Origin of the sequence: uncultured Anaerococcus sp. (assembly GCF_963510575.1) — a bacterium.
Lineage (GTDB): Bacteria > Bacillota > Clostridia > Tissierellales > Peptoniphilaceae > Anaerococcus.
In genome coordinates, this window is sequence record NZ_CAUPFR010000029.1 from 1 (window position 1) to 16723 (window position 16723).

The window sequence follows — 16723 nt, forward strand, 5'->3', positions numbered from 1 at the left end:
TCAAATTGTTTTGAAAGTTTGGGCGAAATTTATATATATTATATTTTTATCGACTTGAACAAGGTTTTTGTATATTCATTCCTATCTGGACTAACTATGTCTTTTGTTTCAAAAAGGTCAACGAGTTTGCCGTTGTAGAGCACTCCTATCCTGTCACATAAATAGGCTATTACGTTTAGGTCGTGGGAGATAAAAAGGCAGGTGAAGTTGTGAGTTTCTTGAAGTTTCTTAATTAGGTTTAGGATTTGCGCCTGAATTGATACGTCAAGAGCGGATACTCCTTCGTCTATAATTAGGAATTCTGGCTCGATTATAAGGGCGCAAGCTATGGCTATCCTTTGCTTTTGGCCACCAGATAAGTTTGGTGGATAATAACCGAGTACGTCTTCTTCCATTTCGATTTCTTCTAGGATTTGTCTAATTTTTTCCTTATTTTCTTCTTCTGTGCCGACCTTGTGGATTTTTAAAATTTCCCTGATGGAAAAACCTATGGTCTTTTTTGGGTTTAGGGCCTGGTAGGGATTTTGAAAGACTACCTGAAGTTTTTTCCTATAGGCAAAAAGTTCTTCCTTGGTCAATTTTGTTATATCCTTATCTTCAAAATATATCTTGCCAGATGTTTCCTTGATTAGCCTTAAGATGATATTTGAAAGGGTAGTTTTGCCAGAACCAGATTCACCAACTAGACCAAAGATTTCCCCTCTTTTGATGGCAAAAGATACATTATCAAGGGCAAGGTTGTCTTTTTTCCTAAAGAGAATTGCCGAATCCTTGTAGATTTTGCTTATATTTTCTATCCTTAAAATCTCATTCATTTGCTCCTCCATATAGGTGGCAATTTACCCTGTGGCCATATATTTCATAGGTTTGCGGATAAGTTTTAGTGCAAATTTCCATGGTATGGTCACACCTGTCAGCGAAAGGACATCCTTCATTTGACCTATTTTTGAGGTCTGGGACATGGCCTTTGATATTATAAAGGGCCTCTCCCCTTTTTTTGTAATTTGGAACTGCTTTCAAAAGTGCCTTGGTGTAAGGGTGGAGGGGATTACCTATTACATCCTTGGTCTCTCCTCTTTCAACAAGCCTTCCTGCGTACATAATCATGACTTTTTTACAAATCCTGTCAACCAAGTTTAGGTCATGGCTGATAAATAAAATCGCACCCTTATAGATGTGGCCCAAGTTCCTAAAAAGGTCAATAATTTGCGCCTGAACCTTGGCGTCAAGGGCTGTGGTTGGCTCGTCAGCTATCAAAACATTTGGGTTGGCGATTAGGGCGATACAGATTACAATTCTTTGTTGCATGCCGCCTGAAAGTTCGTGAGGGTATTTGTTATAGAGATTTTCTACATCCCTAAGGCCCACATTTTCCATAGTCTTATATACAAGCTCTCTACGTCTTTCCTTATCAAAATCGTAGTGAATTTTCAAAACTTCTTCTATTTGGGCTCCCACCTTCATCAAAGGATTTAAGGCTGAGCCTGGTTCTTGAAAAACTGTGGCTATATTTCTAGCCCTGTATTTTTTCCAATCCTTATCCGAAAGTCCCAAAACTTCTATATCCCTTAGCTTGCAAGAACCAGATTTTATTATGGCGTTTCTAGATTCTATGCCCAAAATTGTTTGGGTTGCCAAGGTTTTTCCACAACCAGATTCCCCAACCAGACCCACAAAGTCATTTTCAAAAAGGTCGAAGGAAATATGGTTGACTGCGTTTTTGTCACCATTTTCTGTAGAAAAGGCAACTGTCAAATCATTTACTTCTAGGATTTTTTTCATTTTTGCGCCTTCTCTCTTAGTCTTTCTGACCTATATTTCTCACCATAAAGGGTAAAACCTAAGACAACTAGGCTTAGGCAAATACCTGTAAAGAGAAAATAGTGGGGTGCTTGGTTGAAATAAGCCTGACTTTCCTTTAGCATCCTCCCCCAAGATGGGTTTGGTGGCCTAACTCCAAGACCAAGATATGAAAGTCCAGCCTCAGATAAGATTGCCTGAGATATTGATAAAATAATAGCAACCATAAGTTGATTTTTGATATTTGGCAAAATATGGTTTATGGCTATATAAAGTGGACTTGCTCCTTTTATGACAGCAGATTTTACAAATTGAGCATTTTTCACCTGCAAAAATCCACTCCTAACAACCCTAGCAAAATATGGTACAGACATAATTCCAATAGCAAGGATTGTATTAATAACCCCTGCCCCAAAAACTGTTACCAGCATCATGGCAAAAAGGATACCAGGAAAGGCCATCAGCGAATCTATAAACCTCATCAAAACCTCATCGACTGCCCCACCGAAATATCCAGCACTAGCTCCTATGATAGAACCGAGGAAAAGAGCGAGAATTACAGTGCCAAAGGATAAAATAAGGGCATATTGAGACCCTTCCATGAGCCTTGACAAAATATCCCTTCCCATGTTATCAGTCCCAAAAGGGTGGGCAAGGCAGGGGGAAACTAATTTCATACTTGTATTTATCTTATTTGGGTCATAGGGTGTCCAAAATATCGAAACAAGAAGGACAATGAAATATAGGCCAATTATTGCCTTTCCAATCCTAATTGAGTATTTATTTTCCTTAATCATCTGCCACCTCTAATCCTCGGATCAACTAATCCGTAAAGTATATCTATGATTAAATTTATAAAGATAACCAAAAAAGCAACTGCTAAGACAACTGACTGGATAAGAGTAAAGTCCCTAGACGTAATTGAAGCTACAATTAGAGACCCTATACCCGGTAGGGAAAAGACATTTTCTACTATAAGCGACCCCCCAACAGCCGATGTAAGACACATTCCTATGACGGTAATTACCGGTATAAGGGCATTTCTTAGGACATGTTTGTATAAAATTTCCCTTAACTCCATCCCCTTCATCCTGGCAGTCCTTACGTAATCTTTGTTGATTTCATCAAGAAGAGCAGCCTGCATATACCTTACTATTGTCGCTATGTTTGGAATAGCAATGGCTAGGGAAGGCAGGAAGAAATTTTTAACTTTCAAGAAAAATCCCCCACCCATAACGTTATAGGACAGGGTAGAAAAAATCCCCAACCTCACTGCGAATATGTAAATTAACAAAAATGCCAACCAAAAAGAAGGGATTGATATACCAAGTTGGGTCACAGCAGTAATTATAGATGCATACCACTTGTCAGATTTCATTGTAATTTGTATTGATAGGGGTAGAGCTATTACAATCGACAAAATTAGGGAATAAATTGTTAGCCACATGGTTACTGGAAGTTTCTTAAAAAAAAGGTCCCTAACCGGGATTTGGTACTTGATGCTCATTCCCATATCAAGCCTAAAAAGTCCTAGTATCCAATTTACATATCTTTCAAAGATTGGCTTATCTAGTCCTAGCTCTTTTTCAAGAGCTAGGATTTGTTTTGGGTCTGCCTCTGTGCCTAAGATTATCTCAGCTGGATTGCCTCCTATAATCTGAAAGACAAAAAATATTAATAGTGAGACAAAAAACAGGGTCAAGATAAGCGAGAATATTTTTTTAGCGATTGCTTTTGTCATTACTTGCCAACTATATCTTCAAGGTTTAATTTTTGTACTGGATAGGTCTTAAGACCAGTGTAATCGTTATTTAAAACAAGGTTGTCATTAGGGTCTTGGATAAAGATTGCTGCACAATCCTTGGCGATTATTTCCTGAGCATCCTTTACATTTTTGACAAGCTCATCCCTATTAAGGGTCACTTGGGCATTGGATATGGCCTTATCATAGGCTTCTGAGATATAATTTAGGTAGTCTTTTTCTGATGTTGACACATACCTATCTAGGACTCTGATTGGGTCAACATAGCCAATAAAGCCAACTATTGTTGTTTCATACTTCCTTTCCTTATAGACCCTATCAAGCCAAGTTGAAAACTCAATCGGTTCTATTGTCGCATTTATACCTGCCTTTTTGAGTTGGGCTTGGATTAATTCTGCTGTATCCATGTGGTATTTATAATCACTTGGCACTGTCATCTTAAAGGAAATTCCATCTGGATAACCCGCTTCTTTTAAAAGTTCTTTAGCTTTTTCTACATTTGTTGGATATAATTCCCCGATATCATTGAAATAATCTTTTAGGGCTGGTGAAAATGATGAGTAGAGCTTAGTTGCCTTGCCACCACCTACAGATTTTATTATTTCATCCTTATCAATGGCATAGGCTATGGCCTGCCTTACTCTGATGTCATCAAATGGCTTGATTTTATTATTTAAGCCTAAAACTTGGACAAGATTTTGTGGGTGAGAATAAGAATCTGTCGACTCTTTTACCTGGTCTACCTCATCTGCAGTAAGCTTTGATGCCAGATCTACTTCCTTGTTATTTATTGCCATAACTAGGGCTTGGTTGTCAGCTATCCTTACCACATTTACCTGCTTGGTTTTGGCTATATGGTCTTTGTTATGGTAGTCATCAAACCTTGTTAGAACCAAGGCTTCGCCTGGTGTATAAGATTCAAACTTATAAGGCCCTGTGCCGATTGGCTTATTTTGATTGTCTTCGTAATCTTTTTTAACTATCGGTTGGGTCTGAAGGTAGATAAAAGAATTATTTACCTTATCGAGTTTCATGGAGATTTCTGTTGGGGAAACTATATCCATTTCCTTGATGCAAGCAAATTTGCTATTTATCGGCTCCCCACTTGTTAGGCCTGCTAGCTTATCATATGTATAGTAAACGTCATCTGCACTAAATTCAGACCCATCGTGGAATTTTACACCTTCTTTTAATTTAAAAGTGTAAGTAAGTCCATCATCTGAAATCTCATAAGATTCTGCCAAATCTGGGACAAGATTTCCATCCTCATCTACATCCAAAAGACCGTCAAAGATTTGATCTGCCATTGTCTTTGTATCTCCTGCAGCAGTTTTAAAAGGGTCTAGAGAATCAAGCTCTGTTGCCATAGCTACTGTAAGTGGTCTTTGGGCCTCCTTGGTTTCTTTCTTTTCGTTTCCTTCCTTTGCGCCCCCACAAGCAGTCATCACAAGTCCTGCTAGAACTAGAGCAAAAAATGTTTTTGATTTTTTCATTTCTCCTCCTTAGGAAAATAGTATTATACTTATTATAACAGATAGATAATTTTTTAACAATTATTTTTAAAAAAATATTTACCTAAGATTTCTTGTAGGTAAATAATAAAAAGTTTAAAAGGGGCTATTTCAATTCTATTTTGGTTTTTAACCTAAAACCACGCCTAAAGATACTGGCTAATTGATTTTAGAAAAAACCTGTGTATATTGATTTTATAACAAGGAGCTTATATGAATTTTTTAGAAAAAGCCAAAAATATTGAAGATACAATCATTAGGGATAGGAGAAATCTCCATAAAATTCCAGAACTCGAACTAAATTTACCAAAAACTGTAGCCTACGTTGAAGACCAACTCAAAGCTATGGGCATAAGCTACAAAAAATTAGTAAATGGCAATGCTCTTGTGGCCCAAATCGGCACTTACAAGGGCAAGTGCATAGCCATTAGAGCTGACATGGACGCTTTACCAATCACTGAAGAAACTGGCCTTGATTTTGCATCTACCCACCCAGGCTGCATGCACGCCTGTGGCCACGATGGACACACAGCCATGGCCCTTGGAGCTTGTAGACTCCTAAAGGAAAATGAAGGCAAACTTGACGGCCTAGGTAAAATTTTCTTCCAACCTGGCGAAGAAATTCCCGGTGGAGCAAAGCCTATGATAGATGAAGGTTGTATGGAAAATCCAAAGGTAGATAGGGTTATAGGCCTCCACCAAGGTGGGATTTTTGGCATATTTCCAACAGGAACCATTGCCTATAAAAAAGGAGAAATGATGGCTTCTATGGATACTCTTATCATAAGAATCAAGGGCCAAGGTGGTCATGGAGCCAAGCCTGATTCTTTTATTGACCCCATCGCAACCATCAGCGAAATCAACCTAGGCCTCCAGAAAATCATTTCTAGAGAGCTTGAACCAACCGAATCTGCCCTTATTTCCATCTGCCAAATCCATGGTGGCACCTGTCAAAATATCATACCGGACGAAGTTTGGGAAGAAGGCACCGTTCGTACCCTTAATGAAAAAACCAGGACCTTTGTGGAAAAAAGAATAAAGGAAGTAGTCGAAAATATAGCTAAAGCCTATAGGTGTGAAGGAATCGTTGAATACAAGAGATTTTATCCAAGTCTAGTTAATGACGATGATTTTACAGCCTATGTAAAAGACATTGCCGCAGACCTCCTTGGCAAAGAAAATCTAATCGAACTTAAAAAACCATCCATGGGTGGCGAAGATTTTGCCTTTTTCCTAAAAGAAGCTAAGGGAACTTTCTTATCCCTTAATAATCTCAAAGTAAACCCAGATGGCAAGATTTATCCCCACCACAACTCAAAGTTTGATGTGGAAGAAAGCACCTTTTATATCGGTGCAAGCCTACTCGCAGAAGTTTCCTTTAGGTATCTAAAAGAAAATAAATTTTAAAAAGATCTTTCCAAAATTCCTAAAAGCAAATTAAGAAGTCTTAAAAGAGTGTTTTCATAAAAACCATAAACAAAAAAAGTGGTGACAGAATAGAATCCTATTCTCCACCACTTTTTGATATTTTATAGTCTATCTTCAACTGATTTTATTTTTTGTTCCATTGTAGCTTTTTTATCACGTCTGTCATCCATTTTTATAACTGTATAAACCCTATCACAGCCCTTGTCAAATACAGATTCCTGCATTTTTCTAATTGCTTCTAGAGCCTTATCAGCATCGGCTTCTATGACTGTACCCATTGGGTTTAATTTATATTTCAATCCTTCTGCCATAAGGATTTTTTCAGCCTCAGCTACATATTTGCTTACTGATGTTTCCTTGGTTCCTATTGGAATTATGCAAACTTCTACTACTGCCATCTAGTCCTCCTCAAAAAACTTTTTATAAATTTCATAGGCTTCATATATATCTTCGACTCCTGCAAGCTCCCTGATTGAGTGCATTGCAAGAAGAGGAATGCCCACATCAATCGCCTTGATGCCAAGGGCTGTAGATGTGATTGGGCCTATGGTTGACCCACCTTGCTTGTCATTTCTGTTGTGGAAGGTTTGGAGCTTGTAGCCATATTTTTTAGCTATTTTCATAAGCCTTGCCTTGGTTTCTATGGTTGATGCGTAGGCACCGTTGGCTGCTATTTTTATTACCAAACCTTCATTCATCCTAACCTTGTTGGTTGGGTCTGCAAAGGCCTGGTAATTTGGATGGGTAGCGTGGGCCTGGTCGGCAGAAATTATCATTGAATTTTCTACCATAATTTGATAGCCTTCCCTGTCTAGACCAAATTTTTGGGCAAGACGTTCTAGGATATTTCCTAAAAAGTTTGAAGCAGCTCCACCTCTTGTTCGAGACCCAATCTCTTCGTTATCGCTTAGGAGAATCATCTTGTTTCTTCCAGGCTTGCTATCTACAAGAGCCCTTAGCGAAGCGTGAACAGATCCGAGGTTATCAAGCCTACCAACCTGAACCATGTCATTTATAAGGGCACCCTTTTGCCTGTCATAAAGGCCGAGGTCAAAGTCAAGGATATTTTCAGGGTCAATTTCCAATTCTTCTGCCAAAATATTTAGCAAATAAGATTCGCCTTCTAGCCTATCCTTGATTGTTTTCACAAGTGGATAGAGGTTGTCTTGGGGATTGTAGGCGTAACCCTTGTTGATTTCCCTATTCATGTGGATGGCCGCGTTGGTTATTGTAAGTAGGTCCCTATCTATATTTACAAGGGAGTACTTGATTTTGCCAGCATCTTCGTAGGCGACTTTGCCTGCCAAGGAAAGGGTCCTATCAAGCCAAGTTGAGTGGATCATACCACCGTAGGCTTCGATATTTAATTTCAAAAAGCCAGCATCAGCCATTTCCGGGTTGGATTTTACCTTAAAGGTAGGACTATCTGTGTGAGAACCAATTATTTCAAAGCCTTTTTTCAAATCTTCTCCAATCTCAAAGGCTATAAGGGCTGAATCATCACGACTAGTGTAATACTTGCCCTTTTCTAGGTCCCAAACTTGGTCTTCCCTAAGTTTTTTAAAACCATTTTCCTCTAAAATTTCACTAGCGTTTTTCACTGCGAAATAATTTAGGGGACTTGCGTCAATAAAATTTATTAAATCTTTACTAAAATCTATACTATTCATAATATTACCATACCCAATTTTTAATAAGAAAAAAAGAGCAGAAAACCACCACAATCACAAATAAAATTTGTTATGGTCTATGATCCTCATATATTTTTAATTTCTATAATTTTTAAGAAAATTACTAATCACATCCTTAAATCCCTGAGGATTTTCTTCAGCAAACTTGGTGTGGCCAAAGCCCTTGGCTGTGTAAATTTCCTTCTTATCTCCCCTTATACTCTTATAAATATCCTCACCCATATGGACTGGAGTGACCTTATCATTATCAGAATTTATAATTAAAACAGGTGAATTTATATCAGCTTCTTTTGCCCATTTGCTCGCATCTATGTCTTTTAGGGTAAAACCTAATTTTGCCTTTAGAAAAATATTTGTCATGAATTTCATCAGTCCAATTGGTAAGCCTTGTTCTTCTTCTACTTGCTTATAGACCTTATCAGCAAATTCATTCGAATCAGATACCGGAGAGTCTAAGATTAGATAATCAATCAAAGAAGAATCCCTGCTTGCAGCAATTAGGGCTGTCGCTCCACCATAAGATTCGCCGTACAAAATAATTTCTTGAGCATCTAGAGTATTTTTCCCATAAGAAATTGCATCAAGGGCATCAAAAGATTCTAAAATTCCAAAAGTATTGTAAGTCGCTTCATTATCGCCAGAATTTCTTTGGTCGTAGATTAATAGACTATAACCTAAATCATAGAAAGCTTGGCCTGGACTATAAAGAGAATACTTAGTCCCTCCCATACCGTGGACCATAACAGCAAGGCCTTTTGCATCCGGATTTTTGATGAAAATTGCAGGTATGTCATGGTCTTTTTGTGAAGATTTTATTTTTATTTCTTCTATTGATTTTCCCTTGGCAAAACTTTCGTATTTATCCCTGTAGGAATTCATATTTTTTTGAGTTTCTTCCCTACTTGCAATATTTGTAAGCCCGTCGAAAGAATCCTTGCCAATAAAACCCAAAAAACCAAGGCATAAAAGTACAATTATTAGGCCAATAATTTTTATAATTTTCTTTTTCATAAAATCCTCCTATTCTTATTATAAACGATATTTCTTGGTAAAGATATAGAAATTAAGATATTTTAAATGATTTTGGCAAATTAATTTTACAGCAAATTTGCTTATATTTTATCAAAGAGGGTATATATTAATGATGAATTAAAAATAAAAGGAAGAATTATGACAAATAAAAAATTACCATTCAAATCTATAGCCATCGAAGCAATCATGTTTTTGGCCTATGCCTTTTTTGCCGTAAACTGGATTGCAGGCTCTACCCTAACACCAAATATTTTAAAGGCCTTTAGTGTAGAAGGAGCTCATTCAGTTTCCCTAATTAATAACGTGGTTACAATTGCAAAAATCATTGGAAACCTAGTAGCAGCGACAATTTTCGCAAAACTTTTCCCTAAAAAATCAATCGGTCTTGGTGCCCTCCTAATACCAGCAGGTGCTCTACTTGCGGCCCTTTCACCATCTTTCCCAATTTTTTTATTAGGAAGATTTATCATGGGTTTTGGTGGCGCACTTTTTGTAGTTTACTTCTCCCCTGTGGTTGTAAACTATTTTGACCCTGCCCACAGACCAGTTGTAAACGCCCTAAACAACGTTTCTTACAATGTTGGTTCAATACTCGCCCTAATCCTTGTAGGTCCTGTTATAAAATTTTTGGGTCTTGGCAGGTATGCTCTTGTGGCCTTTTCCCTAGTTTCTCTTGTGGTTTTCATTGCCTGGATTATTATCGGAGAAGATTTTAGGATTACATCCAGCAAGGAAACTGGTTCAAAGACCTTTTCCCTAAAAGATGCCCTTGGTGAAAAAATAACAATCCTAATGCCAACTATGTATTTTGGCCATTTGACCCTCTACATGGTCATGCTAAATATTTTCCCAAATACTAACTTTTCGCCAATACCAGCCAGTAAAATCTCCACACTTTTTACAACCGGAGCCCTTATTGGTACACTTTTATCAATCATAGTCGCAAAAAAATCAACAAAAAGAGTTCCTACCTTAAGAGTTGCAGGAATTCTGACCACTATTATAGGATTTTTTCTAATCCACACCACAAGTCCACTTTTAGCAAGCATCCTAGCCCTAGCCTTGGGCACAATTATGTATGTACCACTTACAAACTTCGTCCTAATTCCCCAAGAAATGCCAGGCATGTTTTCAGAAAGACTTACCCAAATTATGTCAGTCTACTGGGCCCTAGTTTATATCCTAGAAACAATCGCCTACCAGATAATCGTCCATATTCAATTTAATTTTGGCGACAAAACTGCCCTAACAGCAACAATATTCCTTTCAGTAAGCTTTATCATTGGCTCTTTCATCATGAAAGAACCTAGCGAAATTAAATAAAAGAAAAAAACGGAAAGTCCTAGGATTTTCCGTTTTTATTTAAGTATTTTATACATTCCTTGTAGACTTCAAGGCCCATCAGAAGGCTCTTTTCATCAAAATCAAAGGCCTTATTGTGGTGGCCTGCCGCAAGATCTGAGCCAAAAATAAAATGGATGGCTGATCCGCCCTCGGAATTTACCTTGTTTATATAATAGCAAACGTCCTCGCTTGCCTTAAAATCAGGATTTTTTACCGTATCAAATCCTTTTTCAACCAAGATTTGGTTTATTTCTTCATAAAATTTATAATCTGCTTTTTCAATAGCAGGCGCAGATCCTGCAATTTTCACTTCATAATCAAGGTCATATTGGACGCTCGCACCCTTTACAACTTGGATGGCCCTGGTAACTAAGAAATTATTTACCTCGTCATTGGCGCCCCTAGTTTCCATCTCAAGGACAGCCTTATCAGAAATAATATTTCTCGCTGTACCGCCCTTGATTACACCCACATTTAGCCTTGCCATTCCCTTGGAATGTTGGGCGATAGTTTCTAGATTTAAGAGAGCTGATGCTGCTGCAAGATTGGCGTTTTTTCCTTCTTCTGGACGGGCAGCTGCGTGGGAAGAATGTCCCTTAAAAATAATATCTAATTTTGTTGATGCCAAAAAACCTGTCGTTCCAACGCCGACTTTTCCCGAAGTAAGTCCCATTCCTAAATGACCTGCAAAAAAATAATCAATGTCATTAAGGTAGGCTGATTCGCTTAGGGATTTGGCTCCACGAAGCCCTTCCTCCCCAGGTTGGAAAATCAAGATGTACTTGCCCGATAAATTGTTTTTGTTCTCCAAAATCCATTTAGCAAGGAAGATTCCCATAGATAGGTGACCATCGTGGCCACAAGCGTGCATGGAGCCTTGATTTTGAGAAGCAAAACCCTCCCTAAAAGGTTTATGAAACTTATCCGTACTTTCCTTAATAGGCAAGGCATCAATATCAAAGCGAAAAGCAAAGGTCTTACCAGGTCTACCTGTATCAATAGTTGCAATAAGGCCGGTGTAGCCCATCAAAATCTCAGAAAAATCAAAATCTTCCCTTGTTTTTATGGTCTCAGCATAAGAACTAATTTTAAGAGGAGTAGGTCTACCAAAAATCAAGTCTTCCTTGTGGATTTTCTTGCCATATTTGATATCAGCCACGCCAAGCTTTTTCAAATCCTTAATAATATTTATAGTAGTTTTAAACTCAAGCCAAGCAGGTTCTGCAATTTTGTGGTAAAACCTCCTGGTTTCTATCAAATCTCTTTCCATATCAATCCTTGTTATGAGTTCTATAGGCAAAATAATACAAGATGCCAACAAAGATTGCCCCACCAATCATGTTGCCAAGGGTTACTGGCAATAAGTTTTTGAAAACCATATTTGAAATATTAAGGCTTGCAAGACCTTCTCCTAGTCCAGATTTGCTAGCAAGGTCTGGGATATTTTTCGCCAAAATCCCAGCTGGAAGATAGTACATGTTGGCTATACTATGTTCGAAACCAGATAGGACAAAAATCGAAATTGGGAAAAAGGCTGAAAGAACCTTTGACCCGTAAGATCTTGCACCAAGTGACATCCAAACGCCCAGACAAACCAAGAAATTACCCAAAAGTCCCAAAATCAAAGCCTGTACGAAGGAAAAGTCTATTTTAGACTTGGCAATTAAAATAGTCCTCACCCCTACTAGGCCATCGGCAAAGAACCATTGACCTGATGCATAAAGCAGAAAAGCTATAGATAGAGCACCGATGAAATTTGCAAAATAAACCAAAATCCAAGACCTTATCATGGTTTTTAGGTTGATTTTTTTCTCTAAAAGGGGAATGGTCATCAGACAGTTGCCTGTGAAAAGTTCTCCACCAGCCAAGAGGATAAAAATTAAACCAGGTGTAAAAACCAAGCCTTGGACGAGTTTGCCTATGGCAAAGCTTGTTTTATCAGCAAGTAAAGATGAGGCTGCGAGGGTTGAAGCCTCAGCTGCCAAGGATACAAAGGCTCCTGCAAAAAATCCTAAAACCATTAGGGTTTTAATATTTATTTTCGTCTTATTTGTGTATATATCAATCGCCCTAGGTAAAATTTTATCAGGGCTTAGGTCAGTTTCCATATTTCCTCCTTAAAAAATCCTTATTATAATTATATGCCAGTGCTTTATAAAATCCTTATTTATAAGAAATAAAATTTGTAAAACTAACAGAAAAACCAGTCTTCCTTAGCCGACGGGCTTGTCTTTACTTATTTTTCCCAGATTAGGTAGGAATTTTTTCCTAGTTTTCGATCTTTATAATTTCCTGCCACTAGGATTTCTTTTTCACCTAGTTTGAAATCTCTTTCTTCGCCTAGGTTAATAGTAAGGCCTAGGGTCTTTTCTTTTGTAAATCTTTCTACAAGTAATAAATCTTCCTCGCTTGAAATCCTTATATTTCCATTTTTTATTGTTTGGTGTTTTTTGATAGCCAAAATTTCTTTGGTTTTTTCCAAAAAGTCTTGCTCTTCACCAAGCTTATCCCAAGGGAAGGTCCTCCTGCAATCAGGATCTCCCTTTCCCTCAAGTCCTACTTCTGTCCCATAATAAAGGGAATTTGCCCCCATATATACCACGCTTAGGGCTAGGGCAGCTAGGAGTTTTTCCCTAGAACCACCGATTTCCGTAATAAATCTTGGTGTGTCATGAGTATCTAGGAAATTTAGCATCATCCTATTTGCCTGATCTCTATTTCTCATTAGGATCATATTTAACTTATCACTTGCTTCTTTGGCAGAAATTTTTCCCTTAAAATAGTCTAGGCAGGCCTTGGTAAAGGCGTAATTCATTATAGAATCAAATTCATCGCCTCTGAGGAAAGCCTCTGCATTGTGCCAATTTTCCCCAATTATAACAGCATCGGCCTTGACTGATTTGATTGCCTTACGAAATCTCTTCCAAAAATCGTGGCTTACTTCATCTGACACATCCAGCCTCCAGCCATCAACGTCAAATTCTTCTATCCAATACTTGCCGATTTTTATTAAATAGTCCTGTACTTCTTTATTAGAAGTTTTAAGTTTTGGCATATTATAAACATGGGCAAAGGTCTCATAATTTATTTTTTCTATATCAGCCTTATCCCCATCTATATAAAACCAGTCGTAATATATTGATTCCTTGCCCTTTTCTCTTACGTCTTTAAAAACAGGATTTTCGTGGCACATATGATTAAAGACAGCATCTAGGACTATCCTTATGCCAAGACTATGGGCCTTTTCTACAAGCTTTTTAAAATCATTTTTATCCCCAAATTGTGGGTCAATTTCAAAATAATCTATGGTATCGTATTTGTGGTTGGTTGGCGAGATGAAAATCGGTGTCAGATATAGGCAAGTCACACCTAAATCCTTGATGTGGTCAAGTTTTTCTATAATTCCCTTGATATCTCCACCTGCAAAAGATTTTGGACTTGGTAAATCTTCCCAGGCTTGGTTAATGTAGGAGTCATCTTTAGAAAAATCTCCCCTCCTAAATCTTTCTGGAAATATCTGATAAAACACAGCATCTTTCATCCATTCCACAGGTTCGAATAAATCGGCTTCGTGGATATAAGGCATATGAAAAGATGTGAAATAGAAGTTTTCAAAATCATAGGCTTCTTCTAGGCCATTCTCACTTAAATAATAGGCTTCACTTCCATCTTCAATCTTAAAAACATAGGCAAGCCTTTTATCCGCAAGCTTTAAATTTATCTCATAATAAGAAAAATACCCATCTTCAAAGTTCTTTTCCATCTTTGTTTCTTTCCAAACGTGAGAGTAATCACATTTATAGGTATAAATAAGACTCACATCGAGTTTATCTTTTTTATCAGATCTTAACCTAATATTTAATTCATCAAGGCTTAGAGCATAGGCCATAAAACTTTCACTTAAATGCAAAATTGCTGGTTTATTCATATTCTCTCCTTTAGGCTTTTCTAATGATTATATGCTTGGTTTGAATATTTTCATTTTTTATACATAAAAAACCCCTCCATCCCTCATGTGGATTTTGGGGTTAATATTAGCAAATACCTTGTCTTAGAGGTATTTTTCCTTGTAGGTTTCTACAATGTTTTCAACTGTAAAGCCTAGTTTTTCTGCAACTTTTTCGCCAGGTCCTGAGATTCCAAAGCGATCTATGGCTATATTTATACCACAATCTCCTGTCCACTCAGCCCATCCGAAAGAAGAAGCCATTTCAATGCTTACTTTTCTTTTAACATCTTTTGGGATAATCATATCCCTATAAGCCTTATCTTGTTTTCTAAATAGGCTCATTGATGGCATGGAAACTACTCTCACGTCTTCTCCAAGCTTCTTCAATTCATCAGCTGCCTTTAAGGCTAGGGCAACTTCCGAACCTGTGGCTATTAATATTCCATCAGGCGTAGAATTCTCTGAATCTTTTATAATGTAGGCACCCTTGTCAATTGATTCTAAACTTTCAGTTTCTTTTAAATTTTCTAGATTTTGCCTAGATAGGACTATAACTGTTGGACTATCCTTGCTTTCTAGGGCAACTTTCCAAGCTAGCCTTACCTCATTAGCATCTGCTGGCCTAAGGTCAATTGTATTTGGGATAGACCTAATCATAGCAAGCTGTTCTATAGGTTGGTGGGTTGGTCCATCTTCCCCTACTGCCACTGAATCGTGGGTGAAAACATAGGTTAGTGGAAGGTTTGAAATAGCTGAAAGCCTGAGGGCTGCCTTTACATAATCAACAAAAACAAAGAAGGTTGAAATATGATGGAAGCTACCACCGTGGGCAATAATTCCGTTTCCGATAGCTGCCATGGCAAATTCACGCACCCCATACCAAACATTCCTACCAGCTGGGTCGTCTTTAAAAGATGGAGATCCACTTATATCTGTCTTGTTAGAAGAGAATAAGTCTGCAGAACCTCCCCAAATATTCCTATCATATTTAGCTAGGTCTTGGAGAATTGCCCCACTTGAAGCTCTTGAAGCTAGGGCCTTATCTGCTGCTGTATATTTTTTGATTTTCTCAAAGAAATCCTTATCAAGTTTTCTTACTATTCCATTAATCAAAGAAGCATAGTCTTCTGGATAGGCTTGGCTATAGGATTTTAGGAGCTCATCCCATTCTTGGTTCGCTTTTTCGCCTCTTTCGCCTAGACTAGACCTAAAATCTTCGTAAACTGCTTCTGGCACAACAAAATCTTCTTCCTTCCAACCATAGGCTTGCTTGGCCTTGGCGAAGTCATCAGCTCCTAATGGTGCACCGTGAACCTTGTTTGTACCTTCGTTTTCTGAACCATAACCAATTACGGTTTTAATTTCGATTATGCTAGGTTTTTCATTTTGGCTCTTGGCTTCTTCTATAGCCTTGGCTATGGCTTCTACGCTCTCGCCATCTTCTACTTTGATGTAATTCCAATGTGCTGATTCTACTCTTTTCTTGATATCATCTGAAAAAGATGTTGTAAGTTTGCCGTCAAGGCAAATATCATTTGAATCGTAAAGTACGATTAGTTTTGACAATTTTAGGTGGCCTGCAAGGCTCATTGCCTCGTAGGAAATGCCTTCCATGAGGTCTCCGTCCCCACACAAACAGTAGGTGTAGTGGTCGATTACTGGGAAGTTTTCCTTGTTATAAAGGGCTGCCATATGCTTTTCAGCAAGGGCAAGACCTACTGAATTTGCTACACCTTGACCCAGTGGGCCTGTTGTTACTTCAACACCTTTTGTGTCTAGCCTTTCTGGATGGCCTGGGGTTTTTGTTCCTATTTGCCTAAAACCCTTAAGGTCATCAATAGAAAGCTCGTAACCTGATAGGTGGAGCATGGTGTATAAAAGGGCTGAACCGTGACCCGCTGAAAGAACAAACCTATCCCTGTTGAAATAAGAAGGGTTCTTTGGATTTACCCTTAGAAAGTTTTTCCAAAGACTATAAATCATTGGGGCAGCTCCCATGCAAATGCCTGGGTGGCCACTGTTTGCCTTTTCAATTTGGGCTACAGATAGGGTTCTAATGGCTGATATGGATTTTTGATTGATATTTTCAGTCATTATTAACCTCTCTTTACAAATGCGTCCCAATCTTTTTTGAAACTTACAATGCCAGCATCTGTTAGTGGATGGCTCCATAGTTTAGGGAAGATTGAGCCTGGGATTGTTGCTA

Annotated in this window: 14 protein-coding genes; 2 read left to right on the forward strand and 12 right to left on the reverse strand. The window is 38.1% G+C overall.

The annotated features are described in order from the left end of the window. Positions 1-38: 38 nt before the first annotated feature. Genes RQ907_RS03520 through RQ907_RS03540 form a run of 5 tightly spaced genes read right to left on the reverse strand, consistent with a single transcriptional unit; the run spans position 39 to position 5055 of the window. A complete protein-coding gene (locus RQ907_RS03520) occupies positions 39-815 on the reverse strand; it encodes a dipeptide/oligopeptide/nickel ABC transporter ATP-binding protein (protein WP_311492023.1) in 777 nt (258 codons plus the stop codon). Further along, positions 808-1782 (reverse strand): ABC transporter ATP-binding protein, encoded by a 975-nt coding sequence (locus RQ907_RS03525; RefSeq protein WP_311492024.1) that lies wholly within the window; start codon positions 1780-1782, stop codon positions 808-810. Before RQ907_RS03525 ends, RQ907_RS03520 begins: the two co-directional genes overlap by 8 nt. Then, positions 1779-2597 (reverse strand): ABC transporter permease, encoded by an 819-nt coding sequence (locus RQ907_RS03530; RefSeq protein ID WP_311492025.1) that lies wholly within the window; start codon positions 2595-2597, stop codon positions 1779-1781. Before RQ907_RS03530 ends, RQ907_RS03525 begins: the two co-directional genes overlap by 4 nt. After that, the gene (locus RQ907_RS03535; protein WP_311492026.1) at positions 2594-3541 is read right to left on the reverse strand and encodes an ABC transporter permease; all 948 of its coding nucleotides are present in this window, start codon (positions 3539-3541) and stop codon (positions 2594-2596) included. The genes RQ907_RS03530 and RQ907_RS03535 overlap by 4 nt, the downstream gene beginning before the upstream one ends. Beyond that, the gene (locus RQ907_RS03540) at positions 3541-5055 is read right to left on the reverse strand and encodes an ABC transporter substrate-binding protein (protein ID WP_311492027.1); all 1515 of its coding nucleotides are present in this window, start codon (positions 5053-5055) and stop codon (positions 3541-3543) included. Before RQ907_RS03540 ends, RQ907_RS03535 begins: the two co-directional genes overlap by 1 nt. A 231-nt stretch (positions 5056-5286) precedes the next feature. On the opposite strand from RQ907_RS03540, the gene RQ907_RS03545 reads away from it, so the two are divergent. Beyond that, positions 5287-6480, forward strand: a complete 1194-nt coding sequence (locus tag RQ907_RS03545) for a M20 family metallopeptidase (RefSeq protein ID WP_311492028.1) — start codon at positions 5287-5289, stop codon at positions 6478-6480. A 122-nt stretch (positions 6481-6602) separates the two neighbouring features. Here RQ907_RS03545 and RQ907_RS03550 read toward each other — a convergent pair whose 3' ends face one another. From RQ907_RS03550 to RQ907_RS03560, 3 genes are all read right to left on the reverse strand, one after another. Beyond that, positions 6603-6899, reverse strand: coding sequence for an MTH1187 family thiamine-binding protein (locus tag RQ907_RS03550; protein ID WP_311492029.1), 297 nt, complete (start codon positions 6897-6899; stop codon positions 6603-6605). Next, positions 6900-8171: a M18 family aminopeptidase gene (locus RQ907_RS03555; RefSeq protein WP_311492030.1), complete on the reverse strand. Its 1272-nt coding sequence runs from the start codon at positions 8169-8171 to the stop codon at positions 6900-6902. It abuts the gene before it with no gap. Between the two features lie 96 nt (positions 8172-8267). Beyond that, complete coding sequence (locus RQ907_RS03560; protein ID WP_311492031.1) at positions 8268-9203, reverse strand: alpha/beta fold hydrolase; 936 nt, start codon at positions 9201-9203, stop codon at positions 8268-8270. Between the two features lie 159 nt (positions 9204-9362). Here RQ907_RS03560 and RQ907_RS03565 point away from each other — a divergent pair, with 159 nt between their 5' ends. After that, the gene (locus tag RQ907_RS03565; protein ID WP_311492032.1) at positions 9363-10547 is read left to right on the forward strand and encodes an MFS transporter; all 1185 of its coding nucleotides are present in this window, start codon (positions 9363-9365) and stop codon (positions 10545-10547) included. A gap of 19 nt (positions 10548-10566) precedes the next feature. Here RQ907_RS03565 and RQ907_RS03570 read toward each other — a convergent pair whose 3' ends face one another. The 4 genes from RQ907_RS03570 to tkt all read right to left on the reverse strand — a co-directional run bounded on the left by RQ907_RS03570 (position 10567) and on the right by tkt (position 16611). After that, entirely contained in the window at positions 10567-11838 is a 1272-nt protein-coding gene (locus tag RQ907_RS03570) for an amidohydrolase (RefSeq protein WP_311492033.1), read from the reverse strand. A 1-nt stretch (position 11839) separates the two neighbouring features. Next, complete coding sequence (locus RQ907_RS03575) at positions 11840-12676, reverse strand: formate/nitrite transporter family protein (protein ID WP_311492034.1); 837 nt, start codon at positions 12674-12676, stop codon at positions 11840-11842. A 128-nt stretch (positions 12677-12804) separates the two neighbouring features. After that, positions 12805-14496 carry a glycoside hydrolase family 13 protein gene (locus tag RQ907_RS03580; RefSeq protein WP_311492035.1) on the reverse strand — a complete coding sequence of 564 codons (1692 nt, stop codon included), beginning with the start codon at positions 14494-14496 and terminating at the stop codon, positions 12805-12807. 123 nt (positions 14497-14619) lie between these two features. Then, complete coding sequence (gene tkt, locus RQ907_RS03585; protein WP_311492036.1) at positions 14620-16611, reverse strand: transketolase; 1992 nt, start codon at positions 16609-16611, stop codon at positions 14620-14622. Positions 16612-16723: the final 112 nt, after the last annotated feature.

What these genes read in the sequence shown, in the direction of transcription:
- RQ907_RS03530 (WP_311492025.1), bottom strand. Translation starts at nt 2,597, where the DNA reads ATGATTAAGGAAAATAAATACTCAATTAGGATTGGAAAGGCAATAATT.
- RQ907_RS03545 (WP_311492028.1), top strand. Translation starts at nt 5,287, where the DNA reads ATGAATTTTTTAGAAAAAGCCAAAAATATTGAAGATACAATCATTAGG.
- RQ907_RS03570 (WP_311492033.1), bottom strand. Translation starts at nt 11,838, where the DNA reads ATGGAAAGAGATTTGATAGAAACCAGGAGGTTTTACCACAAAATTGCA.
- RQ907_RS03560 (WP_311492031.1), bottom strand. Translation starts at nt 9,203, where the DNA reads ATGAAAAAGAAAATTATAAAAATTATTGGCCTAATAATTGTACTTTTA.
- RQ907_RS03520 (WP_311492023.1), bottom strand. Translation starts at nt 815, where the DNA reads ATGAATGAGATTTTAAGGATAGAAAATATAAGCAAAATCTACAAGGAT.
- RQ907_RS03540 (WP_311492027.1), bottom strand. Translation starts at nt 5,055, where the DNA reads ATGAAAAAATCAAAAACATTTTTTGCTCTAGTTCTAGCAGGACTTGTG.
- RQ907_RS03555 (WP_311492030.1), bottom strand. Translation starts at nt 8,171, where the DNA reads ATGAATAGTATAGATTTTAGTAAAGATTTAATAAATTTTATTGACGCA.
- RQ907_RS03525 (WP_311492024.1), bottom strand. Translation starts at nt 1,782, where the DNA reads ATGAAAAAAATCCTAGAAGTAAATGATTTGACAGTTGCCTTTTCTACA.
- tkt (WP_311492036.1), bottom strand. Translation starts at nt 16,611, where the DNA reads ATGACTGAAAATATCAATCAAAAATCCATATCAGCCATTAGAACCCTA.
- RQ907_RS03535 (WP_311492026.1), bottom strand. Translation starts at nt 3,541, where the DNA reads ATGACAAAAGCAATCGCTAAAAAAATATTCTCGCTTATCTTGACCCTG.
- RQ907_RS03550 (WP_311492029.1), bottom strand. Translation starts at nt 6,899, where the DNA reads ATGGCAGTAGTAGAAGTTTGCATAATTCCAATAGGAACCAAGGAAACA.
- RQ907_RS03565 (WP_311492032.1), top strand. Translation starts at nt 9,363, where the DNA reads ATGACAAATAAAAAATTACCATTCAAATCTATAGCCATCGAAGCAATC.
- RQ907_RS03575 (WP_311492034.1), bottom strand. Translation starts at nt 12,676, where the DNA reads ATGGAAACTGACCTAAGCCCTGATAAAATTTTACCTAGGGCGATTGAT.
- RQ907_RS03580 (WP_311492035.1), bottom strand. Translation starts at nt 14,496, where the DNA reads ATGAATAAACCAGCAATTTTGCATTTAAGTGAAAGTTTTATGGCCTAT.